19 protein-coding genes are annotated in these 22,262 nt (G+C 63.2%); 15 read left to right on the forward strand and 4 right to left on the reverse strand.

From position 1 onward, the window contains the following. The first annotated feature begins 30 nt into the window (after nt 1-30). The 3 genes from ACODS1_RS08975 to ACODS1_RS08985 all read left to right on the forward strand — a co-directional run bounded on the left by ACODS1_RS08975 (nt 31) and on the right by ACODS1_RS08985 (nt 1,684). The gene (locus ACODS1_RS08975) at nt 31-564 is read left to right on the forward strand and encodes a hypothetical protein (protein WP_489085364.1); all 534 of its coding nucleotides are present in this window, start codon (nt 31-33) and stop codon (nt 562-564) included. A gap of 97 nt (nt 565-661) precedes the next feature. Then, nucleotides 662-1,321, forward strand: a complete 660-nt coding sequence (locus ACODS1_RS08980; RefSeq protein ID WP_489085365.1) for a hypothetical protein — start codon at nt 662-664, stop codon at nt 1,319-1,321. A gap of 81 nt (nt 1,322-1,402) precedes the next feature. Further along, nucleotides 1,403-1,684 carry a DUF3144 domain-containing protein gene (locus ACODS1_RS08985; protein ID WP_489085489.1) on the forward strand — a complete coding sequence of 94 codons (282 nt, stop codon included), beginning with the start codon at nt 1,403-1,405 and terminating at the stop codon, nt 1,682-1,684. 189 nt (nt 1,685-1,873) lie between these two features. On the opposite strand, the gene yghU is transcribed toward ACODS1_RS08985, so the two are convergent. After that, nucleotides 1,874-2,719, reverse strand: coding sequence for a glutathione-dependent disulfide-bond oxidoreductase (yghU, locus tag ACODS1_RS08990; protein WP_489085366.1), 846 nt, complete (start codon nt 2,717-2,719; stop codon nt 1,874-1,876). Nucleotides 2,720-3,311: 592 nt separating this feature from the next. On the opposite strand from yghU, the gene ACODS1_RS08995 reads away from it, so the two are divergent. Beyond that, nucleotides 3,312-3,803, forward strand: coding sequence for a DUF3237 domain-containing protein (locus ACODS1_RS08995; protein ID WP_489085367.1), 492 nt, complete (start codon nt 3,312-3,314; stop codon nt 3,801-3,803). A 121-nt stretch (nt 3,804-3,924) separates the two neighbouring features. Here the strand turns inward: ACODS1_RS08995 and ACODS1_RS09000 are convergent, their stop codons facing one another. After that, complete coding sequence (locus ACODS1_RS09000; RefSeq protein WP_489085368.1) at nt 3,925-4,539, reverse strand: TetR/AcrR family transcriptional regulator; 615 nt, start codon at nt 4,537-4,539, stop codon at nt 3,925-3,927. 154 nt (nt 4,540-4,693) lie between these two features. On the opposite strand from ACODS1_RS09000, the gene ACODS1_RS09005 reads away from it, so the two are divergent. From ACODS1_RS09005 to ACODS1_RS09020, 4 genes are all read left to right on the forward strand, one after another. Continuing rightward, nucleotides 4,694-5,962 carry a serine hydrolase domain-containing protein gene (locus ACODS1_RS09005; protein WP_489085369.1) on the forward strand — a complete coding sequence of 423 codons (1,269 nt, stop codon included), beginning with the start codon at nt 4,694-4,696 and terminating at the stop codon, nt 5,960-5,962. A gap of 142 nt (nt 5,963-6,104) precedes the next feature. Then, a complete protein-coding gene (locus ACODS1_RS09010; RefSeq protein ID WP_489085370.1) occupies nt 6,105-7,433 on the forward strand; it encodes an alginate export family protein in 1,329 nt (442 codons plus the stop codon). A 36-nt stretch (nt 7,434-7,469) separates the two neighbouring features. After that, nucleotides 7,470-8,552 carry a polyamine ABC transporter substrate-binding protein gene (locus tag ACODS1_RS09015; protein WP_489085490.1) on the forward strand — a complete coding sequence of 361 codons (1,083 nt, stop codon included), beginning with the start codon at nt 7,470-7,472 and terminating at the stop codon, nt 8,550-8,552. A 70-nt stretch (nt 8,553-8,622) separates the two neighbouring features. After that, nucleotides 8,623-9,576 (forward strand): aldo/keto reductase, encoded by a 954-nt coding sequence (locus ACODS1_RS09020; protein WP_489085371.1) that lies wholly within the window; start codon nt 8,623-8,625, stop codon nt 9,574-9,576. 51 nt (nt 9,577-9,627) lie between these two features. Here ACODS1_RS09020 and ACODS1_RS09025 read toward each other — a convergent pair whose 3' ends face one another. Further along, complete coding sequence (locus ACODS1_RS09025; RefSeq protein ID WP_489085372.1) at nt 9,628-10,926, reverse strand: OprD family porin; 1,299 nt, start codon at nt 10,924-10,926, stop codon at nt 9,628-9,630. 294 nt (nt 10,927-11,220) lie between these two features. Between ACODS1_RS09025 and mhpT the strand changes: the two genes are divergently transcribed. The 6 genes from mhpT to ACODS1_RS09055 all read left to right on the forward strand — a co-directional run bounded on the left by mhpT (nt 11,221) and on the right by ACODS1_RS09055 (nt 19,884). Further along, nucleotides 11,221-12,423: a 3-(3-hydroxy-phenyl)propionate transporter MhpT gene (mhpT, locus tag ACODS1_RS09030; RefSeq protein WP_489085373.1), complete on the forward strand. Its 1,203-nt coding sequence runs from the start codon at nt 11,221-11,223 to the stop codon at nt 12,421-12,423. A gap of 178 nt (nt 12,424-12,601) precedes the next feature. Beyond that, nucleotides 12,602-13,432 carry a p-hydroxycinnamoyl CoA hydratase/lyase gene (locus tag ACODS1_RS09035; RefSeq protein ID WP_322981494.1) on the forward strand — a complete coding sequence of 277 codons (831 nt, stop codon included), beginning with the start codon at nt 12,602-12,604 and terminating at the stop codon, nt 13,430-13,432. A gap of 59 nt (nt 13,433-13,491) precedes the next feature. Continuing rightward, nucleotides 13,492-14,934, forward strand: coding sequence for an aldehyde dehydrogenase (locus ACODS1_RS09040; protein ID WP_489085374.1), 1,443 nt, complete (start codon nt 13,492-13,494; stop codon nt 14,932-14,934). Nucleotides 14,935-15,065: 131 nt separating this feature from the next. Next, nucleotides 15,066-16,934: a feruloyl-CoA synthase gene (locus ACODS1_RS09045; RefSeq protein ID WP_489085375.1), complete on the forward strand. Its 1,869-nt coding sequence runs from the start codon at nt 15,066-15,068 to the stop codon at nt 16,932-16,934. Beyond that, a complete protein-coding gene (locus ACODS1_RS09050; protein WP_489085376.1) occupies nt 16,931-18,163 on the forward strand; it encodes a thiolase family protein in 1,233 nt (410 codons plus the stop codon). The genes ACODS1_RS09045 and ACODS1_RS09050 overlap by 4 nt, the downstream gene beginning before the upstream one ends. A gap of 11 nt (nt 18,164-18,174) precedes the next feature. Beyond that, a complete protein-coding gene (locus ACODS1_RS09055) occupies nt 18,175-19,884 on the forward strand; it encodes an acyl-CoA dehydrogenase (RefSeq protein ID WP_489085377.1) in 1,710 nt (569 codons plus the stop codon). A gap of 26 nt (nt 19,885-19,910) precedes the next feature. On the opposite strand, the gene pobA is transcribed toward ACODS1_RS09055, so the two are convergent. After that, nucleotides 19,911-21,095 (reverse strand): 4-hydroxybenzoate 3-monooxygenase, encoded by a 1,185-nt coding sequence (pobA, locus tag ACODS1_RS09060; RefSeq protein WP_489085378.1) that lies wholly within the window; start codon nt 21,093-21,095, stop codon nt 19,911-19,913. Between the two features lie 124 nt (nt 21,096-21,219). Between pobA and ACODS1_RS09065 the strand changes: the two genes are divergently transcribed. Then, complete coding sequence (locus ACODS1_RS09065; protein ID WP_489085379.1) at nt 21,220-22,077, forward strand: helix-turn-helix domain-containing protein; 858 nt, start codon at nt 21,220-21,222, stop codon at nt 22,075-22,077. Nucleotides 22,078-22,262: the final 185 nt, after the last annotated feature.

The following is a 22,262-nucleotide window of genomic DNA, read 5'->3' on the forward strand; positions in this document are numbered from 1 at the left end:
AGCCCGCCCCTTAGCTTATCGTTATGCACTATGAAAATTAAACTACCAACACTAAATACAACCATCCAAACTCTGTCAGCAGCAGTGCTTCTGGGCGGCTCGTTCTACTTTGGATACAAATCTCAGCCAACTGAAATGGGGCTAGTAATTGTCGCTGGCGCCCTTGGCTTAGCCTTCTCAAACTTAGACAAGTTCTCTGAGTTTAGTGGCGCGGGTTTTTCAGCAAAACTGAAAGATCAAATTCAAGCCGTTATTAACAAGGAAACAGAGCCCGAGAAAATCGATTCGACGCATGGGCTAACAGGCAAAGCGTATGGTCTCGACGAGAGTACGGAAAAGGTTGTTAAGGCTCTAGGGAACTCACGATACACCTGGAGAACAGTCAGCGGAATTAGCCAAGAATCTGGATTACCAAAGAACGAAATCAGCCGTGCCTTGCATTGGTTAAACCTTAATAACCTAGTCGTAAAAACAGACTCTAAAGCCAATGCCAACTGGGGGTTATCAGAAGAGGGGCGTGATCTATACAACCATATCGCAGCAACCGCAGTTGCAAATGCATAACAACTGGTTCAAACCGTTCGCTGCGCTCACTGGGACGGGCTAAAGCCCGCCCCTTAACCAAACGTTAGGTGCTTTAAATTATGGGGAGATCTATTTGATGGATTCTTACTGGAGTTCGTTAAAACTAAAATGGTATATGCTAGGCGCACTAACCAGCTTCACAATAGCATCGTTTTCTGTTTTTTTCCTAATGCCATTGCAGCCCGAGCCAGCTCAATGGGGGCTGGTGCTATTTTTAACATCTGTTGGGTTCTCATTTTTCTACGAATGGTATTTATCCCCTAGAAATACTAAGCCCGGAGCTCTACTTGAGAATATTTTCTATCTTAGCCACCAAAGAACAACACATTTGACACCCAAGCAAGCGCTATTTGACGTAAAAGTTATTTTTGTGGCTTTTGCGATTATTGGGGTGCTTGGCTATTTAAGCTGGAAATATCCGGCGCAGGAATTTTGGTTCAAGCTAGCCATTACAATGTTAAGTGGTATGGCGGGAACATATGCCTTCAATGAAGAATTCAAGTCACCAAAAGGCTACCGTCAGCGTTTGATTTTCTTATTTTCTTTACTTACTTTCGTAGCTACCGTTCTAGTGGTTTACTGGCTTTCAGCGCTTGGTGTTGAATACAGTAGAGATAGACATGAATTTCCAATATTTATCATCACTATTGGTGCATGGTTTTCCACTGGAATTATTGGTGCATCTTTTAGGGCTGCAATATTGTTATGGCGAGACAGGTTAACCACACCTAACTAGCTGTTCAAATCGTTCGCTTCGCTCGCTGGGGCGGGCTAAAGCCCGCCCCTTAATCAAACGTTATGCATTAAAGGAGAATCCATACAGGAGGTAGATGATGAATTTTACGAGCGTGCTGACGCGCACATTCATTTGTCCAATGATCAGATAAATGAAAAAGCTACTCTTGGTAAAGTTAGTGCTTCAAATATGTACGCTACTGCTCGTTTCAATGCTTGGGTAAGTGCATGTGGTTGGAGCAATGGTCAAGAAATGGCAGCGTCCAAGCAGGAAACATTGGAATACTTCGTCGCCGAATACCGGAAAATGCTGGAAGAAAACCTAGATGACTATATCGAAAATTTCGAGTCCTACATGAGGTAGGGCGAGTAATGCATAACAAACCGCTCAAATTCGTTCCGGCCACAAAAAGCGTGTTAGCGGGGCGTTAGGCTGGGCTGAAACAAATACGCTCGGCAACATAGAAAAAGCCCCGAACAACGATGCTGTTTGGGGCTTTGTTTTTCTGCCTTCGCAGCAAAGCTGCCGTTTTGCGCCAGGGGCTTGCCGGCCTCAGGTCTTGTCCAGATCAGAGGCCTGGTGCCGTTCGGGTACTTGCTCCGATTCATCGCCCCAGGTGCGGTTGACGCGGCGGCCGCGTTGCACCGCTTCGCGTTTGGCGATTTCTTCGGCCCAGCGCAGTACGTGGGGATATTCGTGAACGGCCAGGAATTCGGCGGCGGAGTAGACGTTATTGCGCGCCAGCTCGCCATACCAGGGCCAGACGGCAATGTCGGCGATGGTATAGGTGTCGCCGGCCAGGTAGCGGTTGTCGGCGAGGCGCTGGTTGAGGACGTCCAGCTGGCGCTTGGTTTCCATGGTGAAGCGGTTGATGGCGTACTCGAATTTCTCGGGGGCGTAGACGTAGAAGTGGCCGAAGCCTCCACCCAGGTAAGGCGCCGAGCCCATTTGCCAGAACAGCCAATTGAGGGTTTCGGTGCGGCCTGCCGGATCCTTGGGTAAGAAGGCGCCGAATTTTTCCGCCAGGTAGAGCAGGATCGAGCCCGACTCGAAGATGCGGATGGGGGTAGCCGTGCTGCGGTCGAGCAGGGCGGGGATCTTCGAATTCGGGTTGACGCCTACGAAGCCGCTGGAGAACTGGTCGCCCTCGCTGATGCGGATGAGCCAGGCATCGTATTCGGCGCCCTCATGGCCCTGCGCGAGCAGTTCTTCCAGCAGGATGGTCACCTTCACGCCGTTGGGGGTGGCCAGGGAATAGAGCTGCAGCGGGTGCTTGCCGACTGGCAATTCCTTGTCGTGGGTCGCGCCGGCGGTGGGGCGATTGATCTTGGAGAACTGGCCGCCGGATGCTGCCAGGTGTTGCCAGACCTTCGGCGGTACGTAGCTGGATTGGCTCATTGAAACCTCGCGTGTCGACGTATGAGGGGGCAGTGGTAGCCAAGGCTATCTGGATTACGCCCGGCATTTGAATGCATAGCGTGCATTTGGATTATCAGCCCAGGCGATAGTGCCTGCTGACGCTTGCGTTCGGCCGGATCGGGGCGGGTGCGCGCGGGGCGCGAGGGACTTCTGACCGGAGAGGTGGCAGAGGTAATTTCGATGAGAAGCGCTAACTGATCGGCCCCTCTCGTACTGTTCAACGGCTGGCCCCCTGACTGGATTACGAATACTGCTGCAGCTCTCGCTGCAAGCCTGCCACACGACCCAGCGACCTTCCTTTCAGGCTGGCCACTGCGCTCGGGTGGTGCCTGTTGGTTTAAAATTTTATTGACTAAAAAAATTAATATAGTTAATTAATCGTGCCGTGACCTGTTCGGGTCTGCGCGCGGCGGCTTGTCAGTCTTACCAATCACAGCGAATCGCTGCATTTATGGAGTTCGGCTTCGGGGGCGTGGCGTTTACATGAGCAGCCCTTGCAGGGCTGTGAGCAGGAAGCCGGCCTCCATCCGCACCACGTCTACTTCGATCAACCTGACCTGGAAAGCAAACCGTGAACAGCCCCATCTCTGCGCAAACCGCACAGCTCGAACATGTCATGACCCTCGATGTCCTTATCGATCAGGGTGAGGTGCTGGGACGCTGCGCCGATGGGTATCGCGTCAACTACCCGATCCTCGGTGGCACGTTCGAGGGGCGTGGCGTGTCGGGGCGGATATTGCCGGGTGGCGCCGATACCTATCGGCTGCGGCCCGACGGTATCGGTGAACTCGACGCTCGCTACAGTCTGATGAGCGCCGATGGTGACCTGATCAACATTCACAACATCGGGCTGCTGTCGCTCACCGAGCAGGGCAAGGCCATGGAGAGCCGCGATATCTGGCCGGTGCCCGAAGCGGAATACCACTGCACCTGTACGCCGCGCTTCCAGGTGGCCGAGGGCGCGTTGAGCTGGCTTGGCCAGCAGACCTTCATTGGCCGTGTCCACTACCCCTCGGCCGACCGCGTGCTGATCCACTGTTTTGCACTGCCTGCAGGCTGCTAGCCGCGCCAGCAGAGCATCCCATGTTGCATCTGTGGCTCCTTGCTTGGCGACAGGGAGGTCGTCTCTTTTTCGAGAGGATGGGCCACATCTTCCAACCTGCGTCTGATGCAGGCGCAGCGGATTAGCGGGCGATCATGCCCTGCAGGATCAGGCCGCTGGTCAGGCGCACCTGGCGACGGTGCTGTTCGAGATCCATCGGCTCGCTGCCGGTCAGGCGCAGCAACTGCAGGTGCGAGTAGTCGTTGAGCAGGAAGGCCGCCAGTTCGACGTCGAGGTCGGCGCGCAGCTTGCCGCGCTCCTGCAGGTCGCGCAGCAGGCTGGCGATCTCGTGCTGCAGGGCTTCGTTGTGGCGTTTGTATTGTTCCGGCAGGTCGCTGCGGTCGCCGCCGAGTACGTGCAGCAGCAGTTCGTGCCAGATCGGTGCGGGCAGCATGCTCAGCGCATGGTCCACCAGCACCTGTTCCAGATAGCACATGGCGTCGAGCGGATCGTCCATCTCGGCCATGTGTACGCGGGCGTCTTCCAGGGCGCCTTCGTCGGCCTTCTGCAGCATCTCCAGGAGGATCTCCTGCTTGGAGCCGAAGTACTTGAACACCGTGGGCGCCGAGACGCCTGCTTCCCGGGCGATCTGCTCGATGGTGGTGTTGTCGAAGCCCTGCCGTTCGAACAGGGCTACGCCTGCCTCACCGATGGCCTTGCGGCGCATGGCTTTCTGACGTTCGCGCAGACCGCTCACTGATGTTTCTCCTCGTCCCGATGGCGTGCTCCGCGAGCATAACGGATGAGGGTTTTCATACGTAAATATTTTATTGACTAAAAGATTTTATTGAGACAATCATTCTGTCACATCTGCCGCGTGCAGAGCTTCTTGCAAGAAAGGACAGAGGTTCATGACTTCCTCCGTAAACGCTCCGGCCAACGCCCTGGCTCGCCACTACGCTGACGCCCATGAGGCCCTGCAACACGCGCAGGCGCCACAGCCCTTCATGACCGGCTTTCCCCCGGTCGAAGCGCAACGGGTCACCTGGGACAACTGGATGAGCCCGCCCTTCAACAAATGGGGCTTCCGTCATCTGGCGCGTCTGCGTCCGAGCATCAGCGTGCCCTGTGGCCACACCACACAGGCGTTGCCCGAAGCCCTTCAGGATCTGGATGGCTTCACCTTCGCCAGCGAGTGCGGCCTGAACGTGCGCATGGATGAGCATCTGCTGGCCAGCCATACCGACGGCTTCATCGTGCTCAAGGCCGGGCAGGTGGTGTACGAGCGTTACTTCAACGGTCACACCGCCAATGACCGCCACGTGATGTTCTCGGTGACCAAGTCGCTGATCGGTGCCCTTGCCGAGCAACTGATCCACGAGGGCTCGCTCGACCCCGAGCGCCTGGCCGGTGATTACGTGCCGGAGTTCGCCGGTGGTGCCTACTTCGATGCGACCGTGCGCCAGTTGCTGGATATGGCTGTGGGCATTTCCTACACCGAGCAATACGACGATCCGGCTTCGGAAAGCTCGCAGTTCGGCTACGCCTGCGGCTTCCAGCCCGCGCCGGCGGCGTTCGCCCAGTACGCCTCGCTGTATCAGTTCCTGCCGTCGCTGCGTAAGCGTGGCGAGCATGGCGGGCTGTTCCATTACGTTACCGCGACCACCGAGGCACTGGCCTGGGTGATGGAGCGTGCCTGTGGGCAGGCTTGCCACGAGCGCCTGGCGCCGATCTGGTCGGCGCTTGGCTGCCAGCGTGACGGTTACTTCATGGCCGATCCCTGGGGCCGTGGCGTGGCGGGTGCCGGCTTCAACGCGACACTGCGTGACATGGCGCGCTTCGGCTTGCTGCTGGCCAATCGCGGTCAGCACCAGGGCCAGACGCTGCTCGCGGCAGAGGCCGTCGAGGCCATCGCTGCCGGTGCCGACCCGGCGATCTACGCCCAGGACGAGGAATTCGCCCAGTGGATTCCAGGCGCCTCGTACCGCAGCCAGTGGTACGTGCTCAACGACCACAGCCGCGCCATCGTCGCCGGTGGCATCCATGGCCAGTACCTGTTCGTCGATTTCGACTCGGACGTGGTGATCGTCAAGCAGTCTTCGCTGCCCGAGGCGGTGGGGATCTTCGACGTCGACAACGTCCGTGCGCTGCGTGCGCTGGCCGCTCATCTGCGCGGCTGAGCCCACTCTCCAAACAAGGAACAAGAAAAAATCTGGTGGCCTGCCTCGGCAGACCACCGGTTTGCAGCTGGGTGCCCAGTGCCCATCCGAGCTGCTTTGCAACTGCCCTGTGACACAAAAACAACTTACCCAGGAGCATTTCATGACCCGCGTTCCCTTCACCCCCGCGCTGCTGGCTGTCGCCGCGCTGAGCAGCTCACAGGCCATGGCCGGTTACACCTTCGAAGAAGGCAATCTTTCCGGCGAGGCCACGCTCACGGTCGGTGGCGCGACCGTTTCCACGCGCAACGTCAACTTCGGCGCTGGTGGCGTCGATCAGCGCAATGGCCGCAACATCGGTACCCGCGTCGACTGGCAGGAGTTCTATCTCAAGCCGGGCGTGACGTTGAAGTACGCCATCGATCCCGACTTCGACCTGATCGCTGGCGGCTCGGTGGTGTCGGCCAAGACCTTCGGCGATGGTGATGCCGGTGGCTTCACCCGCAGCTCCGATGGCTACACCGCGATGGAGGAGGCCTACGCAGGCTTCCGGGCTGGTGAGTGGACATTCACCGCAGGCCGGCAGAACTATCTGATCGGCAGCGGCTTCATCGTCATGGACGGCAACCTCGACTCCAAGGGCGACGGTGCCTACTGGCTGGGGCCGCGCACCGCCTTCCGCGATTCGGGCGTGCTGGCTTGGGATCACGGCGCGCTCAAGGCGCAAGCCTTCAGTCTGCGCACCGATTCGCACCTCGGCGACTTCCGCCTCAATGGCGCCAACCTGGATTACAACCTGGCCGACCAGGTGACTCTCGGCGCGATGGCCATGAAAGTGGACTCGCAGACCAACACCTACGCCACGCCGCTGCGCCGCGACGGCATGCAGGTCTACAACTTCCGTGCGCTGCGCGGGCAACTGCCGGGTCTCGATGCGCTCACCCTCAACGGTGAGTACGCCGTGCAGCGCGGCAGCGGTGACGGCGTGAAATACGACGCCAAGGCCTGGTACGGTCAGGCCGATTACACCTTCCAGTCGCTGCCGCTGACCCCGGTGCTGGGGTATCGCTATGCGCTGTTTTCAGGTGACGACAACCTGGCCGACAACACCCAGCAATCCTGGGATCCGCTGAGCAAGGGCTTCACCGACTGGGGCACCTGGCTGGTCGGCGACGTGATGGGCAACTACGTGCTGTTCAACACCAACCAGCGCGTGCAGCAGTTCTCCCTCAAGACCCACCTGAGCGAAACCCTCACCCTGGGCGCCATCCACTATCAATTCTGGCTGGACAAGGACAACTTTCAGGGCATCGCCGTCGACGACCGCCGCTTCGCCAACGAGAACGTGATCTACCTCGACTGGACGCCCACCGAGCGCCTGTACACCTCGCTGGCCTACAACTGGGTCGACGCCAAATCTGCGGCCAAGCAGGTATTCGGCGACGATGACCGCTTCAGCGCCCTCGAACTCTATTTCACCTACCGTTACTAAGTGCTGCCAGGAGACATTGCGATGAAAGTATTACCGATGGTCGCTGCCATGACCCTGGCCCTGATCGGCACCGCTGGCGTTCACGCCGAGCAACGTACGGTGAGGATCTACAACTGGATCGAGTACATGCCGCCCGAGATCCTCAAGGGCTTCGAGGCTGAGACCGGCATCCGCCCGGTGTACGACGTGTTCGACAGCGCCGAAACCCTGCAGTCCAAGCTGCTGACCGGCAACTCGGGCTATGACGTGGCCTTCCCCGGCAGTGCCTCGCTGGGCACCTTCATCGGTGCCGGCACCTTCGAGAAGCTCGACCGCAGCAAACTGCCCAACTGGAATCGCCTGGACGAAACCTTCATGGCCGAGCTGGCCAAGAGTGGCGACACCGGCAACCAGTACGCCGTGCCCTACATGTGGGGTACCAATCTGGTTGGCTACAACGTCGACAAGGTGCGTGCGGCGCTGGGCCCGGACGTGAAGCTCGATAGCTGGGACGTGATCTTCAAGCCGGAGAACCTTTCCAAGCTGACTTCGTGCGGCGTGGGCTTCCTCGACTCGCCGAGCGATATCCTGCCGATCGCTCTGGCTTACCTCGGCCTCGATCCAAACTCCGAGAAGGCCGAGGACTATCGCCAGGCGCAGGATCTGATGATGAAGATTCGCCCCTACGTCACCTACTTCAACTCCTCGCGCTACGGCTACGACCTGGCCAATGGCGAGATCTGCGTGGCGGTGGGCTGGTCCGGTGGTATCGAACTGGCGCGCAAGATGGCCGTGGCAGCCGGCAAGGGCGTGAAGATCGACATGTTCCTGCCCAAGGAAGGTGCGCCGTTGTGGTCCGACGTGATGGTCATTCCCAAGGGCGCGCAGAACGTCGAAGAGGCGCACGCCTTCATCAACTACCTGCTGCGGCCTGAGGTGATCGCCAAGGCCAGCAACGCCATCGGCTATCCGAACCCCAACAAGGATGCCACGGAGTTCGTCAATCCTGAGGTGCGCAACAATCCCAACATGTACATCCCGGCTGACCGGATGGGCTCGCTGTACGCACTCAAAGCCTTGCCGCTGAAGGCTGAGCGTATCCGCATGCGAACCTGGAACAGCATCCGTACCGGTAAGTGAACCGCACCGGCGCGGCGGCCTCGGGCCTGCCGTGCCGGTTGTCCATGAATGATCGCCAGAAGGAGCGGATATGTCCGCGAGCAAAGCACTGGGTAATACCGGCTTGAGCATTTCGCCGCTGGTGCTGGGTGGCAACGTGTTCGGCTGGACGCTGGATGCGCGCGCCTCGTGCGAGTTGCTGAGCGCGGCCTTCGAGGCCGGGATCACCACCCTGGACACGGCCGATATGTATTCCAATTGGGTCGACGGGCACACCGGCGGCGAGTCCGAGCGGATCATCGGGCAGTGGCTGGCCGCCAATCCTGGCGTACGTGATCGGCTCACGCTGTTCACCAAGGTCGGCGCCCCGATGGGTGAGGGCGGCGGGCTGTCGCGCCAATGGATCGTGCGTGCGGTGGAGGATTCGCTGCGCCGCCTGCGTACCGATTACATCGATCTGTACTTTTCTCACTATCCCGACGAACAGACGCCGCACGACGAAACGCTGCGTGCTTACGAGAGCCTGATCGCCAGTGGCAAGGTGCGCGCCATCGGCGCCTCCAACTACAGCCGCGCGCAGCTCGAGGCCGCGCAGGCGGTGGCCGACGACGCCGGTTTGCCGAGCTATGGCGTGCTGCAACTGGAATACAACCTGTATGACCGCCAGGACTACGAGACGCACCTGCAGGCGTACGCCCAGGCCAAGGGGCTCGGCGTGGTCAGTTATTTCAGCCTGGCTTCGGGCTTTCTCAGCGGCAAGTACCGCACGCTTGCCGATATCCAGCACGCCGCGCGGGCGGAGGATCTGGAGCGGTACTTCAACCCGCGCGGCCAGCGCATTCTGGATGCGCTGACGCAGCTCGCCGCACAACTCGAGGCCAGCCCCGCCAGCATCGCGCTGGCCTGGCTGATGGCTCAACCGGGGATCAGCGCACCAATCGCCAGCGCCACCAGCCTGGCGCAGGTGCGGGCATTGCAGGCGGCGATGGCGCTGGAGCTGGACGAGGCGGCCTTGCAGATGCTGCACCAGGCCAGTGTCGGGTAAGTGGGTATTGCCGCAGCCGGTGCCATCAGGCGGCGCCGGCCGCGTTTCGCGTCACCAGATCGGCAGGGTATAGGTCGCCATCAGACGTGTCTGGTTTTCGTCGCGGAAGGCGGCGCCACCGGGGAAGTCGTTGCGGTAGAACGACTGACGCACGCGCAGGCCGACGCCGCGCAGTGGGCCGCTCTGGATCACGTAGCCCATCTCCCACTGGGCTTCGCGCTCCTTGCGGTCATCGACGCCGAAGGCGGCCAGCTCGATGTTGTCGCCGCGCACGTAGCGCAGGCGTGCGCTCAGGCCGGGGATGCCGGCAGCGGCGAAGTCATAGTCCCAGATGGCCTGCCACATGCGCTCCCTGGCGTTGAGGTAGTCGGAGCTCATGGTCATTTCGCTGATGCCCATCAGCTCGGTGCCGGAGATGTAGGGCGTGGCGGTGTCGCCACCCTGATGCGCGTAGCCGAGTGTCCAGCGGTGACCATTCAGGGCGTAGGCGAATTGCAGCGACAGGTGCTGGTTGTCCACCTCGCCCGCATCGGCGCTGCCGTTCTCGCTGCTGAAGAAGGCGCGCAGGTCGGTGCTCAAGGTGCCGGGGCCGACCGGCATCTTGTGCAGGGCGCCGAGGTAGCCCTGGTCGTAGAGGTCGGTCACTTCCAAGTAATGAGCCTTGAGGGTCAGCTCCGGGCTCAGGGCGTAGTCGCCACCGACGAAGGCCATGTGCGAGGTGGTGGCGCGACCGTTGAAGCGGCCGTTGGGCGAGGCGACGGTCATGTCCTCGTAGTCGGTGGAATTGCGTTTGGCGATGCGGTCGACGTAACCGCCGTGCAGGGTCAGGCCGTCGATCTGCGAGGAGGTCAGGTAGCCGCCGCGAAAGGTTTGTGGCAGCAGGCGTGACGGGCTGGACAGTGCCGACGGCAGTGCCAGGTTGAGGTCGCCGGCCTGCAGCAGGGTCTTGTCGATCTTCATCTTGCCGGTCAGGCCCAGGCGCGAATATTCATCGGCGGCGCGGCCGCTGCTGGGCGATACCGGCAGCAGCTCGGTACCGCTGCGATCCGGCGAAGAATCCAGCTTGACGCCCAGCAGGCCAGTGGCATCCAGGCCGAAGCCCACCGGCCCTTCGGTGAAACCGGACTGGAACTTGAGGATGAAACCCTGCGCCCACTCACGGGATGCGGACTTGGCGCCGTCATCCTGATAGTCACGATCGAGGTAGTAGTTGCGCAGCGTGAGGTTGGCGTGACTGTCTTCGATGAAACCCTGGGCCTGGACGCCGACGGAGCCGGCGAGGCTGCACAGGGCGATGGCGTAGGGGAGAGGGCTGCGCGCGAAAGCAGCACGAAGAGGCCGGTTAGGCATGCTCGTTATCCTTTTTTTTGTTGTTGTCCGGCGGATCGCCGTGGCACAGAGGATGGGAGTGCTCACCGGGCTTATCAAATCCGTTTGGCCGATTATCGAACGTTAAATTTATTAACCAATTGGTAATGAATGGCGGCTTGTCACGCTAACTGTTTGTTTTTCAAGGGATGGGGTGTTCTGGATGCTCAATTTTTCTGGGGATGTATTTTTAGTTTTGTTTGTTAATCTTTTTGCAGCGACGCGATGCGCCTTGTCGCCACTCCTGAACAAAAACAACAAGAGCGAGACTCAGCCATGCAAACCCCATCCAGCCGTTCCCGGCTGACCATCGTCATCTGCTTCATCATCGCCCTGATCGAAGGGCTCGACCTGCAATCGGCCGGCATCGCTGCCGCCGGTATTCGCGCTGCCTTCAACCTCGAACCGAGCATGATGGGCTGGATGTTCAGCGCCAGCATCATCGGCCTGCTGCCCGGTGCCTTCCTCGGTGGCTACGTGGCCGATCGCATCGGGCGCAAGAAGGTGCTGGTGGCCGCGGTGGTGCTGTTCGGCATCTTTTCCCTGTGGACGGCCTACACCAGCAGCCTGTCCGGCCTGTTGGCGGCGCGCTTTTTGACCGGTCTTGGCCTGGGGGCGGCGCTGCCCAACCTGATCGCCCTGTGCGCCGAGGCGGTCGAGGAGCGCCAGCGCAGCACGGCCATCAGCATCATGTATTGTGGCGTGCCCCTTGGCGGAGCGGCGGCGGCGGTGATCGGCATGCTGGCTGGCGAGGCCTGGCAATGGGTGTTCATCGTCGGTGGCGTCGCGCCGCTGGCCATCGCACCGCTGATGCTCTGGCTGCTGCCGGAGTCCTCGGCCTTCCACCAGCAGCAGGCGCGCGCCACGCAGGCGCGGCCTTCCACCGTGGAGGCACTGTGCGGTGAAGGCCGTACGCGCATCACCCTGTCGCTGTGGATCAGCTACTTCTTCACCCTCACCGTGATGTACATGCTGCTCAACTGGCTGCCGTCGCTGCTGCTGGAGTTGGGTTTCAGCAAGCCGCAGGCCGGTACCGTGCAGATGGTCTTCAACATCGGCGGGGCGCTTGGCTCGCTGCTCGGTGGGGTGCTGCTCGACCGTTTTCAGCGCACGCCGGTGGTGCTGTGCATCTACCTCGGCCTGCTGCTGGCGCTGGCCGGCATAGGCTTCTCCAGCACTCTGCCGAGCATGGCGGCGGCAGGCTTCGCGGCCGGTGTGTTCGTCATGGCTGCGCAACTGGTGCTCTACGCCCTGGCGCCGGCCTATTACCCGACGCAGGTGCGTGCTACCGGCGTGGGTGCGGCGGTGGCCATCGGTCGCCTGGGTTCGGTGAGCGGGCCACTGGCCGCCGGACACATCCTGGCCGCTGGCGCCGGTACGGCCGGTGTGCTGATGGCGGCTGCGCCGGGGCTGTTGGTGGCGGCCCTGGTGGTGGTCGCCATGGGCAGTCGGGAGCGTCGCGCGGCGGCTCCGGCTTGATGCCGCGAGGCGATCTTTCGTGATTTTTCGTTAATTAGGTTAATCATGCTGTCGATCACGCCATATCCACCGATTCTATCGGTGCGCTGATCGCACAAATCGAGCAAATAGTTAATTGACATAACTATTTGCTCGGCCTACCTTGAGCTCATCTACCCCACACATGCAGGACACCCCCATGAGCAAGTACGAAGCACGCTGGCAAACCGTGAAGGTCGACGTCGAAGAAGGCATCGGCTGGGTCACCCTGAACCGCCCGGAAAAACGCAACGCCATGAGCCCGACCCTCAACCGCGAGATGGTCGATGTGCTGGAAACCCTGGAGCAGGATGCCGACGTCGGCGTGCTGGTGCTGACCGGCGCCGGCGAGTCCTGGACCGCGGGTATGGATCTCAAGGAATACTTCCGTGAAGTCGATGCTGGCCCGGAAATCCTTCAGGAGAAGATTCGCCGCGAGGCCTCGACCTGGCAGTGGAAGCTGCTGCGCATGTACGCCAAGCCGACCATCGCCATGGTCAACGGCTGGTGCTTCGGCGGTGGCTTCAGCCCGTTGGTGGCCTGCGACCTGGCCATCTGCGCCGATGAAGCGACCTTCGGCCTGTCGGAAATCAACTGGGGCATCCCGCCGGGCAACCTGGTGAGCAAGGCCATGGCCGACACCGTTGGCCATCGTCAGTCGCTGTACTACATCATGACCGGCAAGACCTTCGGTGGGCAGAAAGCCGCCGAGATGGGCCTGGTCAACGAGAGCGTGCCGCTGGCGCAACTGCGCGAGACCACCATCGAACTGGCGCGTAACCTGCTGGAGAAGAACCCGGTGGTGATGCGTGCGGCGAAGATCGGCTTCAAGCGTTGCCGCGAGCTGACCTGGGAGCAGAACGAAGACTACCTGTACGCCAAGCTCGACCAGTCGCGCCTGCTGGACAAGGAAGGTGGTCGCGAGCAGGGCATGAAGCAGTTCCTCGACGACAAGAGCATCAAGCCGGGCCTGCAAGCCTACAAGCGCTGAGCTGTTCCAGGGGCGGTCGTGCCCGCCCCCGTATAACAATCACAAGATGGAGCCAGACCATGTTCGAAGTGCCTTTGCTGATCGCCGGGCAGACGCGCCCGGCCACGGGCGGCGCAGTGTTCGAGCGCCGTAGTCCCTTTACCGGCGAGGTCGTCAGTCGCGTCGCCGCCGCGACCCTCGATGATGCCGATGCCGCTGTCGCTGCCGCGCAGGTCGCTTTCCCGGCCTGGGCCGCGCTGGGGCCTGGCGAGCGCCGCGCGCGCCTGCTGGAGGCCGCCCGTTTGCTGGAGGCCAACCGCGACCGTTTCACGGCCATGGCCGTGGAAACCGGTGCTACCGCCGACTGGTATGGCTTCAACGTCAAGCTGGCGGCCAACATGCTGCGCGATGCTGCCGGCATGACCACGCAGATCAAGGGCGAGGTGATCCCTTCCGACGTGCCGGGCAGCTTCGCCATGGCCCTGCGTCAGCCTTGCGGCGTGGTGCTGGGCATTGCCCCGTGGAACGCGCCGATCATCCTCGGCACCCGCGCCCTGGCCATGCCTCTGGCCTGCGGCAACACCGTGGTGCTCAAGGCTTCGGAAAACAGCCCGGCGGTGCATGCGCTGATCGGCGAGGTGCTGCAGCAGGCCGGCCTCGGCGATGGCGTGGTCAACGTCATCAGCAACGCCCCGGCCGACGCCGCCGCCATCGTCGAGCGGCTGGTGGCCAACCCGGCGGTGCGCCGCGTCAACTTCACCGGCTCCACCCATGTCGGGCGCATCATCGGCCAGCTCGCCGCGAAGCACCTGAAACCGGCAGTGCTGGAGCTGGGCGGCAAGGCGCCGCTGCTGGTGCTGGACGACGCCGACCTGGAACAGGCCGTGGCCGCCTCGGCTTTCGGCGCCTACTTCAACCAGGGGCAGATCTGCATGTCCACCGAGCGCCTGGTGGTCGACGAGCGCATTGCCGACGACTTCGCCGCGCGTCTGGCCGCCAAGGTCGCCACCCTCAAGGCTGGTTTGCCTGGGCAGGCCGTGCTCGGTTCGCTGATCGATGCTGCCGCTGGCGAACGCATCATGAGCCTGGTGCAGGATGCCGTGGACAAGGGCGCCGTGCTGCTGGCCGGCGGGCAGATCGACGGCAGCGTGATGCAGCCGGTGCTGCTCGACCGCGTGACCCCGGCCATGCGCCTGTACCGCGAGGAGTCCTTCGGCCCGGTGGCGGTGATCCTGCGCGGGCAGGGCGACGAGGAACTGCTGCGCCTGGCCAACGATTCGGAGTTCGGCCTGTCTTCGGCGATCTTCAGCCGTGACGTGTCCCGCGCGCTGAACCTGGCGCAGCGGGTGGAGTCGGGCATCTGCCATATCAATGGGCCGACCGTGCACGACGAGGCGCCGATGCCGTTTGGCGGGGTGAAGTCCAGCGGTTACGGCAGTTTCGGCTCCAGCGCGAGCATCGACCACTTCACCCAGTTGCGCTGGGTGACGATGCAGAACGGCCCGCGCCAGTACCCGATCTGAACGATCGGCAACGCCTTGCATAGCTTCAGCCCGTGAGTCCTTGAACGGGCTGTGAGCGCCCCGAATCGAGTTTGCCGGAAAGCCCCGGCGTCGCGTCGTGCCCGAACCGGCACGACCGGAGGTGATAACAAGTGAACAATGCACCCTCCCAATCGCTCGCTGCCCGCTATCGTCCGGTAGCCCTCGGCTCGCCCGACGTGCACATCGAGGAGCGGGCCGGCAGCGTCTATCTCAATGCCCGCGAGCCCCTGGCGACCTTGCCCGCACGCCTGCTCGACCGCCTGCTGCACTGGGCCGAGGTGCGCGCTGAGCACACCTTCGTCGCCCGCCGTGGCGGCGATGGGCAATGGCAGCGCATCAGCTACCGCGACATGCTGGCACGCGTACGCTGCATCGCCGCGCACCTGCTCGAGCATGACCTGAGCGAGCAACGCCCGCTGGTGATCCTCTCCGGCAACGACCTGGAGCACCTGCAACTGGCTCTGGCCGCCATGTACATCGGCGTGCCCTATTGCCCGGTATCGCCGGCCTATTCCACCGTGGCCCGCGACTACACCAAGCTGCAGCACATCTTCGACCTGCTGCGTCCGGGCCTGGTGATGGCGGCCGATGGTGCCGCCTTCAGCCGCGCCATCGAGGCCGTGGTGCCGGCTGACGTGCCCCTGCTGCTGGTGCAGGGCGAAGTGGCGGGGCGTCAGGCCCTGCGTTTCGATGACCTGCTGACGCCGCGTGACCTGACTGGTGCCGATGCCGCTTTCGCCCGCACCGGGCCGGAGAGCATCGCCAAGTTTCTGTTTACCAGTGGCTCGACCAAGCTGCCCAAGGCGGTGGCCACCACCCAGCGCATGCTCTGCGCCAACCAGCAGATGCTGCTGCAGACCTTCCCGGTGTTCGGCGAAGAGCCGCCGGTGCTGGTGGACTGGCTGCCGTGGAACCACACCTTCGGCGGTAGCCACAACGTCGGCATCGTCCTGTACAACGGCGGCAGCCTGTACCTCGATGATGGTCGCCCGACGCCGCAACTGTTCGGCGAAACCCTGCGCAACCTGAAAGACATATCGCCCACCGCCTACCTCACCGTGCCCAAGGGCTGGGAGGAGTTGGTGGTGGCGCTGGAGCAGGATGGCGAGCTGCGCGAGCGCTTCTTCGCGCGGGTGAAGCTGTTCTTCTTCGCCGGTGCCGGCCTCAGCCAGCCGGTCTGGGATCGCCTCGATCAGGTGGCCGAGCAGCATTGCGGCGAACGTATCCGCATGATGGCCGGCCTGGGCATGACCGAGACGGCGCCGTCCTGCACCTTTACCACCGGGCCGCTGTCCATGGCCGGTTATGTCGGCCTGCCCGCGCCGGGCTGCGAGGTCAAGCTGGCGCCGGTGGACGGCAAGCTGGAGGCGCGCTTCCGGGGCCCGCACGTCATGCCTGGCTACTGGCGCCAGGCCGAACTCAACGCCGAGGCCTTCGACGAGGAGGGCTTCTACCGCTCCGGTGATGCCCTGCGTTTCGCCGATGCCGCCAACCCGCACTGGGGCCTGATGTTCGATGGGCGCATCGCCGAGGACTTCAAGCTCAGCACCGGCGTGTTCGTCAGCGTCGGGCCGCTGCGTACCCGCGTCATCCTGCAGGGCGCGCCCTATGTGCAGGACGTGGTGGTGACCGGGCCGGATCGTCAGCGCATCGGCCTGCTGGTATTCCCCAGTGTGCCGGCCTGCCGGGCACTGGCCGGGTTGCCGAGCGACGCCCGCGTCGAAGCGGTGCTGGCCGCCGAGCCCGTACGGCAGTGGCTGGCCGGGCTGCTGCAGGAACTCAACCGTGAAGCCACCGGTCTGGCCTCGCATGTCGCCTGGGCTTGCCTGATGGCCGAGGCGCCGAGCCTGGATGCCGGCGAGATCACCGACAAGGGCTCGCTCAACCAGCGTGCGGTGCTCAGCCGCCGCGCCGAGCTGATCGAGCGTCTGTACGCCGACCCCGCCGCACACTGCGTGCTGGCGCCGGAGCAGGCATGAAGGGCCAGTTCGAGGCCTTCCGCGACGTGGCCTTGCTGGCCGCCGCGCGCACGCCCTGGGTCGACTACTGCGGGCCACTGGCCCAGGTATCGCCCATCGACCTCGGCATCCATGTCGCCCGCGCCGTGCTGGCGCGGGCCGGCATCGGCGGCGAGCAGGTCGACGGCGTGCTGGCCGGCAGCATGGCCCAGGCCAGTTTCGACGCCTACATGCTGCCCCGGCATATCGGCCTTTACGCCGGTGTGCCGATTGAGGTGCCGGCGCTGGCGGTGCAGCGCATCTGCGGAACGGGGCTGGAACTGTTGCGCCAGGCCGGCAACCAGCTCGAACGCGGCAGCGCCAGCCTGGCGCTGTGCGTGGCGGCGGAATCGATGTCGCGCAATCCCATCGCCAGCTACGAGCACCGGGGCGGCTTTCGGCTCGGTGCGCCGGTGGGTTTCAAGGATTTTCTCTGGGAGGCGTTGCTCGACCCGGCCATCGCCCAGACCATGATCGACACCGCGCAGAACCTCGCCCAGCGCTACGGCCTGCGCCGTGAAGAGGTGGATGCATTCGCCTTGGGCAGTTTCGACAAGGCGCTGGCAGCGCAGGCCGAGGGTTGGTTCGACGCTGAGATTGCGCCGGTCAGCAGTAGCCGGTTCGAGCTGGCGGGTTATCAACCGCGTCACCTCAGCCTGCCGCGCAAGGTCACGCAACTGGAGCGTGACAGCCATCCTCGGCAGACCAGTGCCGAGGCCCTGGCGGCACTGTCGCCGGTCAGCCCCGGTTCGGTGCAGACCGCTGGCAACAGTTGCGCGCTGGTCGATGGTGCCGCTGCCATGCTGGTGGGCGATGCGCGAACCGCTAAGTCGCCCTTGGCCTTACTGCGCGCCAGTGCGGTGGTCGGTGTGCCGCCGGAGATCATGGGCATCGGCCCGGCGCCGGCCATTCGCCTGCTGCTCGACGGCGCCGGCCTGAGCCTGGACGCCATCGACAGTCTGGAAATCAACGAAGCCCAGGGCGCCCAGGTGCTGGCCGTGCAGCGCGAGCTGGAGCTGGATCCGGCGCGCCTGAACCGTCATGGCGGCGCCATCGCCCTCGGCCACCCACTGGCCGCCACCGGCCTGCGCCTGGCCCATAGCGTCGCTCGCCAACTGGCCGCACGCGGCACTCGCTACGGCATCGCCGCCGCCTGCATCGGCGGCGGGCAGGGCATGGCCCTGTTGCTGGAAAACCCCGCCCATCGCTGAAGGATTCGCGCATGACGCACTACCGTGCCCCGCTGGATGACATGCGTTTCGTCATCGAACACTGGCTGGACGCCGAACAGGACTGGGCACGGCTGCCGGCCTTCGCCGAGCTGGATCACCCCCTGGCCGCCCAGGTGCTGGAGCAGGCAGCGCGCTTCGCCGAGGAGCGTCTGGCGCCGTTGAACACGCCCGGCGACCGTCAGGATTGCCGGCTGGAGAACGGTCGGGTGATCACCCCGGACGGCTTCGCCGAGGCTTACCAGGCGTTCGTCGAGGGCGGTTGGCCGTCGCTGGCCTGCGCGCCGGAGTGCGGCGGCCAGGGCTTGCCGCAACTGCTCAACGTCGGCCTGCTGGAAATGCTCTATGCCGCCAACCATGCCTGGGCCATGTACCCGGGCATCGCCCATGGTGCTTACGAGGTGGTGCGCCGCTTTGCCAGTGCAGAGCTGCAGGCCGCCTGGTTGCCGGGGCTGGTGGATGGCACCTGCGTGCCCACCATGTGCCTTACCGAACCCCAGGCCGGCAGCGACGTCGGCCTGCTGCGTTGCCGCGCCGAGCCGGCGGAGGCGGGCAGCTACCGCCTGCACGGCAGCAAGTTGTTCATTTCCGGCGGCGATCATGACCTGGGCGAGAGCATCCTCCATCTGGTGCTGGCGCGCCTGCCCGATGCGCCCGCCGGCACCCGTGGCATCTCGCTGTTCCTGGTTCCGCGTGAACTGGATGGGCAGCCCAACGGGGTGCTCTGCGACGGCCTGGAACACAAGCTCGGTATCCGTGGCAGTGCCACCTGCAGCCTGCGTTTCGATGGTGCCCGTGGCTGGCTGCTGGGCGAGCCGAATCAGGGGCTGGCGGCGATGTTCGTGATGATGAATGGCGCGCGTCTGCACGTTGGCCTGCAAGGGCTGGGGCATGCCGAGTTCGCCCACCAGCAGGCCAGTGCCTATGCCGCCGAACGCCGGCAGATGCGTGCCGTGCCGCGCCCGGCGGGGGCGAGCGGCGAGGCCGACCCCATCGCCGCGCACCCGGCCATGCAGCGCATTTTGCAGACGCTGGAGGCACAGACCCAGGGCATGCGCATGCTCGGCTACTGGGCCGCACACCTGCTGGATATCGCCGAGCAGGCGCAGGACGCAGATCAGCGCGACGAGGCCGAGGCCCTGGCGTCGCTGCTGACCCCGGTGGTCAAGGCCTGGTTCACCGAGCAGGGCTTCCAGCTCGCCAGCCAGGCGCTGCAGGTATTCGGCGGCTACGGCTACTGCACCGAATACCCCATCGAACAGACCCTGCGCGACAGCCGCATCGCCATGATCTACGAAGGCACCAACGAGATTCAGGCCAACGATCTGCTGCTGCGCAAGCTGCTGCCAACAGTGGCGCCAGGCGTGCCCGTGCTGGTCAGGCTGATCGCTGAGGAATGCCAGCGTGGCGAAGGCTCCCCCCTGCAAACGCAGGCCGAAGCGCTGGTCGAGCTATTGGCCGATTGGCAGGCGGCACTGGCTCAACTGCGTGAAAGCCAGGGCAACGCGTCGCAACGCCCCTACGAGGCTGCCGTGGACATGCTGCAGGTGACCGCCTTGTTGCTGCTGGGCCATGCCTGGCTGCGTGCCGCCCGTGTCAGCCGCGAGCGTGGCCTGGGCGAGGCGCGTGAGGTGACGGCGCGGTTCTTCTTCCACCGTCTGTTTCCGCAGGCTCGTCATCACTTGCACCTGGCCATGGCCTGATGGCCATGGCGGTGCGGTGACGGGGCTTACTCCACGGCTTCGTAGGGTAGGCCGACGTAGTTCTCGGCAATGGTGCGGCGCCCGGCCTCGGAGCCGACGAAGTAGTCCAGCTCGGTCTGCTGCATGCGCTGGCTGAAGGCGTCTGTGTCGGGGAAGCGGTGCAGCATCGAGGTCATCCACCAGGAGAAGCGCTCGGCCTTCCAGATCCGGCGCAGGCAGATTTCCGAATACTTCTCCAGCAACTCCGTGCGGCCTTCCTGATGCACCTTGAGCAGGATGCGGTACAGCGTACTGACGTCGCTGGCCGCCAGGTTCAGACCCTTGGCACCGGTGGGCGGGACGATGTGCGCGGCGTCGCCGACGAGGAACAGGTGGCCGTACTGCATGGGCTCGACCACGAAGCTGCGCAGCGGCGCGATGCTCTTCTCGATGGACGGGCCGGTGATCAGTTTGGCGGCAGTGGCGGCAGGCAGGCGGCGCTTGAGTTCGTCCCAGAAACGCTCGTCCGACCAGTCCTCGACCTTCTCCTCGCTGCTGACCTGCACGTAGTAACGGGTGCGGGTTGGCGAGCGCATACTGCACAGGGCGAAGCCACGTTCGTGGTTGGCATAGATCAGCTCTTCGTTGACTGGCGGGGTATCGGCCAGTACGCCGAGCCAGCCGAAGGGGTAGACCCGCTCGAACTCCTTGAGCACACCGTCGGGAATGGATTGGCGCGATACGCCATGGAAGCCGTCGCAGCCGGCAATGTGCTCGCAATCCAGGCGTATATGCTGGCCGTCGTGAACGAAGGTGACATAGGGCTGCTGGCCCTTGAGATCGTGTAACTGCACATCACTGGCGCCGTAGAAGCTTGGCGCGCCGCAGGCAGTGCGGGCTTCCATCAGGTCGCGGGTGACTTCGGTCTGGCCGTAGACCATCACCGTCTTGCCACCGGTCAGGCCGCGCAGGTCGATGCGCTCCAGGCGGCCATCGAAGGCCAGCTCGAAGCCATCGTGCACCAGGCCTTCGCGATCCATGCGCTCGCTGACGCCGGCTTCGCGCAGCAGGTCGACCATGCCCTGTTCGAGCACGCCGGCGCGGATGCGGCTGAGCACGTAGTCGGGGCTCTGGCGCTCGATGATGACGTTGTCGATGCCGGCCTTGTGCAGCAACTGGCCGAGCAGGAGGCCGGACGGACCGGCGCCGATGATTGCAACTTGGGTTTTCATTGTTGTTGTCCCTTGGGTGACAGTCGTGTGCAAGACACAGAGCTAGGAAGCAGTATTTTTGATGCATCGTTGTGGCGTATGAAGGCACTATCTGCTTGGTTACTTGGACTTTTCGAGGATTGGCATGGCCGGTCAGGTTCCTGTGTTCAAACTCTACGGCGAGGATCGCGCCTGGCCGACGCCAGACCTGCTCCACTGCGAGTCCATCGCCGAACGCAGCCGCCTGCACGGCTGGGAAATCAGCGCTCACCTGCACAGCGATCTGCTGCAGGTGCTGTACATCCAGAGCGGACATGCCGAGGTGGAGATCGACGGCCAGACGCGGGTGCTCGAACAGTCGGCGGTGCAGGTGGTGCCGGCGCTATGCGTGCATGCCTTTCGCTTTTCCGAGGACATCCAGGGCCATGTGCTGACCCTGGCCCAGCCGCTGGTCGACGAGCTTGGCGCCGTTCTGGAGCGGCCCCCACTGACGGCGGCGGCCTGCTACCTGGTCGAGGCTCATCGGCAGCGCCTGGACATGCTGTTCGGCACGCTGGCCCACGAGTACGGGCGGCATGAGGCCGGGCGCGAACTGATGCTGCAGTCGCTGATCAGCGCGCTGCTGGTATGGCTGGCGCGCCAGGCTCTGGCCGGCGAGCGTGCCGAGGCCTCGATGAACGACCGGGGGCGTAATCACCTGCGCCGCTTTCAGGGCCTGGTCGAGCAGCAGTATCGCGAGCACCGCCCGCTGGATTGGTACGCCTCGCAACTGGGCCTGAGCGTGGCGCATCTGAACAGCCTGTGCCGGCGCCTGGCTGGGCAGTCCGGCTTGCAGTTGATCCACCAGCGCCTGTTGCTCGAAGCCAAGCGCAATCTGGTCTATACCTCGATGACCGTGGCCCAGGTGGCCGACAGTCTAGGGTTTTCCGAGGCGGCTTATTTTTCGCGTTTCTTCCGGCGCGCGACGGGGCTTTCGCCGAGGGCGTTCCGTGATCAGCGCTGAGCCGGCGGCTGTCTGGAAAACGGCTCTGTGCTGCGGGTTTTGACGGTTTCGCGCAGCCATGAATGGGCCGCGCTATATTTCTTTCGGCAGGTCTCAAGCGCTTCTTGGGCATGCCGATAGCCTGTTAGATCGTACTCGCCGAAGCGTTCCTGCCGATGGCGGATTTTTCACTCTCGAGAGCAAGT

This window comes from Pseudomonas sp. FG29, assembly GCF_057809355.1.

Excerpts from the sequence above, each read along its gene's own strand:
- ACODS1_RS09015 (WP_489085490.1), top strand. The coding sequence starts at position 7,470 with ATGGTCGCTGCCATGACCCTGGCCCTGATCGGCACCGCTGGCGTTCAC.
- ACODS1_RS09010 (WP_489085370.1), top strand. The coding sequence starts at position 6,105 with ATGACCCGCGTTCCCTTCACCCCCGCGCTGCTGGCTGTCGCCGCGCTG.
- ACODS1_RS09035 (WP_322981494.1), top strand. The coding sequence starts at position 12,602 with ATGAGCAAGTACGAAGCACGCTGGCAAACCGTGAAGGTCGACGTCGAA.
- ACODS1_RS08975 (WP_489085364.1), top strand. The coding sequence starts at position 31 with ATGAAAATTAAACTACCAACACTAAATACAACCATCCAAACTCTGTCA.
- ACODS1_RS09025 (WP_489085372.1), bottom strand. The coding sequence starts at position 10,926 with ATGCCTAACCGGCCTCTTCGTGCTGCTTTCGCGCGCAGCCCTCTCCCC.
- ACODS1_RS09065 (WP_489085379.1), top strand. The coding sequence starts at position 21,220 with ATGGCCGGTCAGGTTCCTGTGTTCAAACTCTACGGCGAGGATCGCGCC.
- ACODS1_RS08980 (WP_489085365.1), top strand. The coding sequence starts at position 662 with ATGGATTCTTACTGGAGTTCGTTAAAACTAAAATGGTATATGCTAGGC.
- ACODS1_RS09055 (WP_489085377.1), top strand. The coding sequence starts at position 18,175 with ATGACGCACTACCGTGCCCCGCTGGATGACATGCGTTTCGTCATCGAA.
- ACODS1_RS09020 (WP_489085371.1), top strand. The coding sequence starts at position 8,623 with ATGTCCGCGAGCAAAGCACTGGGTAATACCGGCTTGAGCATTTCGCCG.
- yghU (WP_489085366.1), bottom strand. The coding sequence starts at position 2,719 with ATGAGCCAATCCAGCTACGTACCGCCGAAGGTCTGGCAACACCTGGCA.
- pobA (WP_489085378.1), bottom strand. The coding sequence starts at position 21,095 with ATGAAAACCCAAGTTGCAATCATCGGCGCCGGTCCGTCCGGCCTCCTG.
- mhpT (WP_489085373.1), top strand. The coding sequence starts at position 11,221 with ATGCAAACCCCATCCAGCCGTTCCCGGCTGACCATCGTCATCTGCTTC.
- ACODS1_RS09005 (WP_489085369.1), top strand. The coding sequence starts at position 4,694 with ATGACTTCCTCCGTAAACGCTCCGGCCAACGCCCTGGCTCGCCACTAC.
- ACODS1_RS09040 (WP_489085374.1), top strand. The coding sequence starts at position 13,492 with ATGTTCGAAGTGCCTTTGCTGATCGCCGGGCAGACGCGCCCGGCCACG.
- ACODS1_RS09050 (WP_489085376.1), top strand. The coding sequence starts at position 16,931 with ATGAAGGGCCAGTTCGAGGCCTTCCGCGACGTGGCCTTGCTGGCCGCC.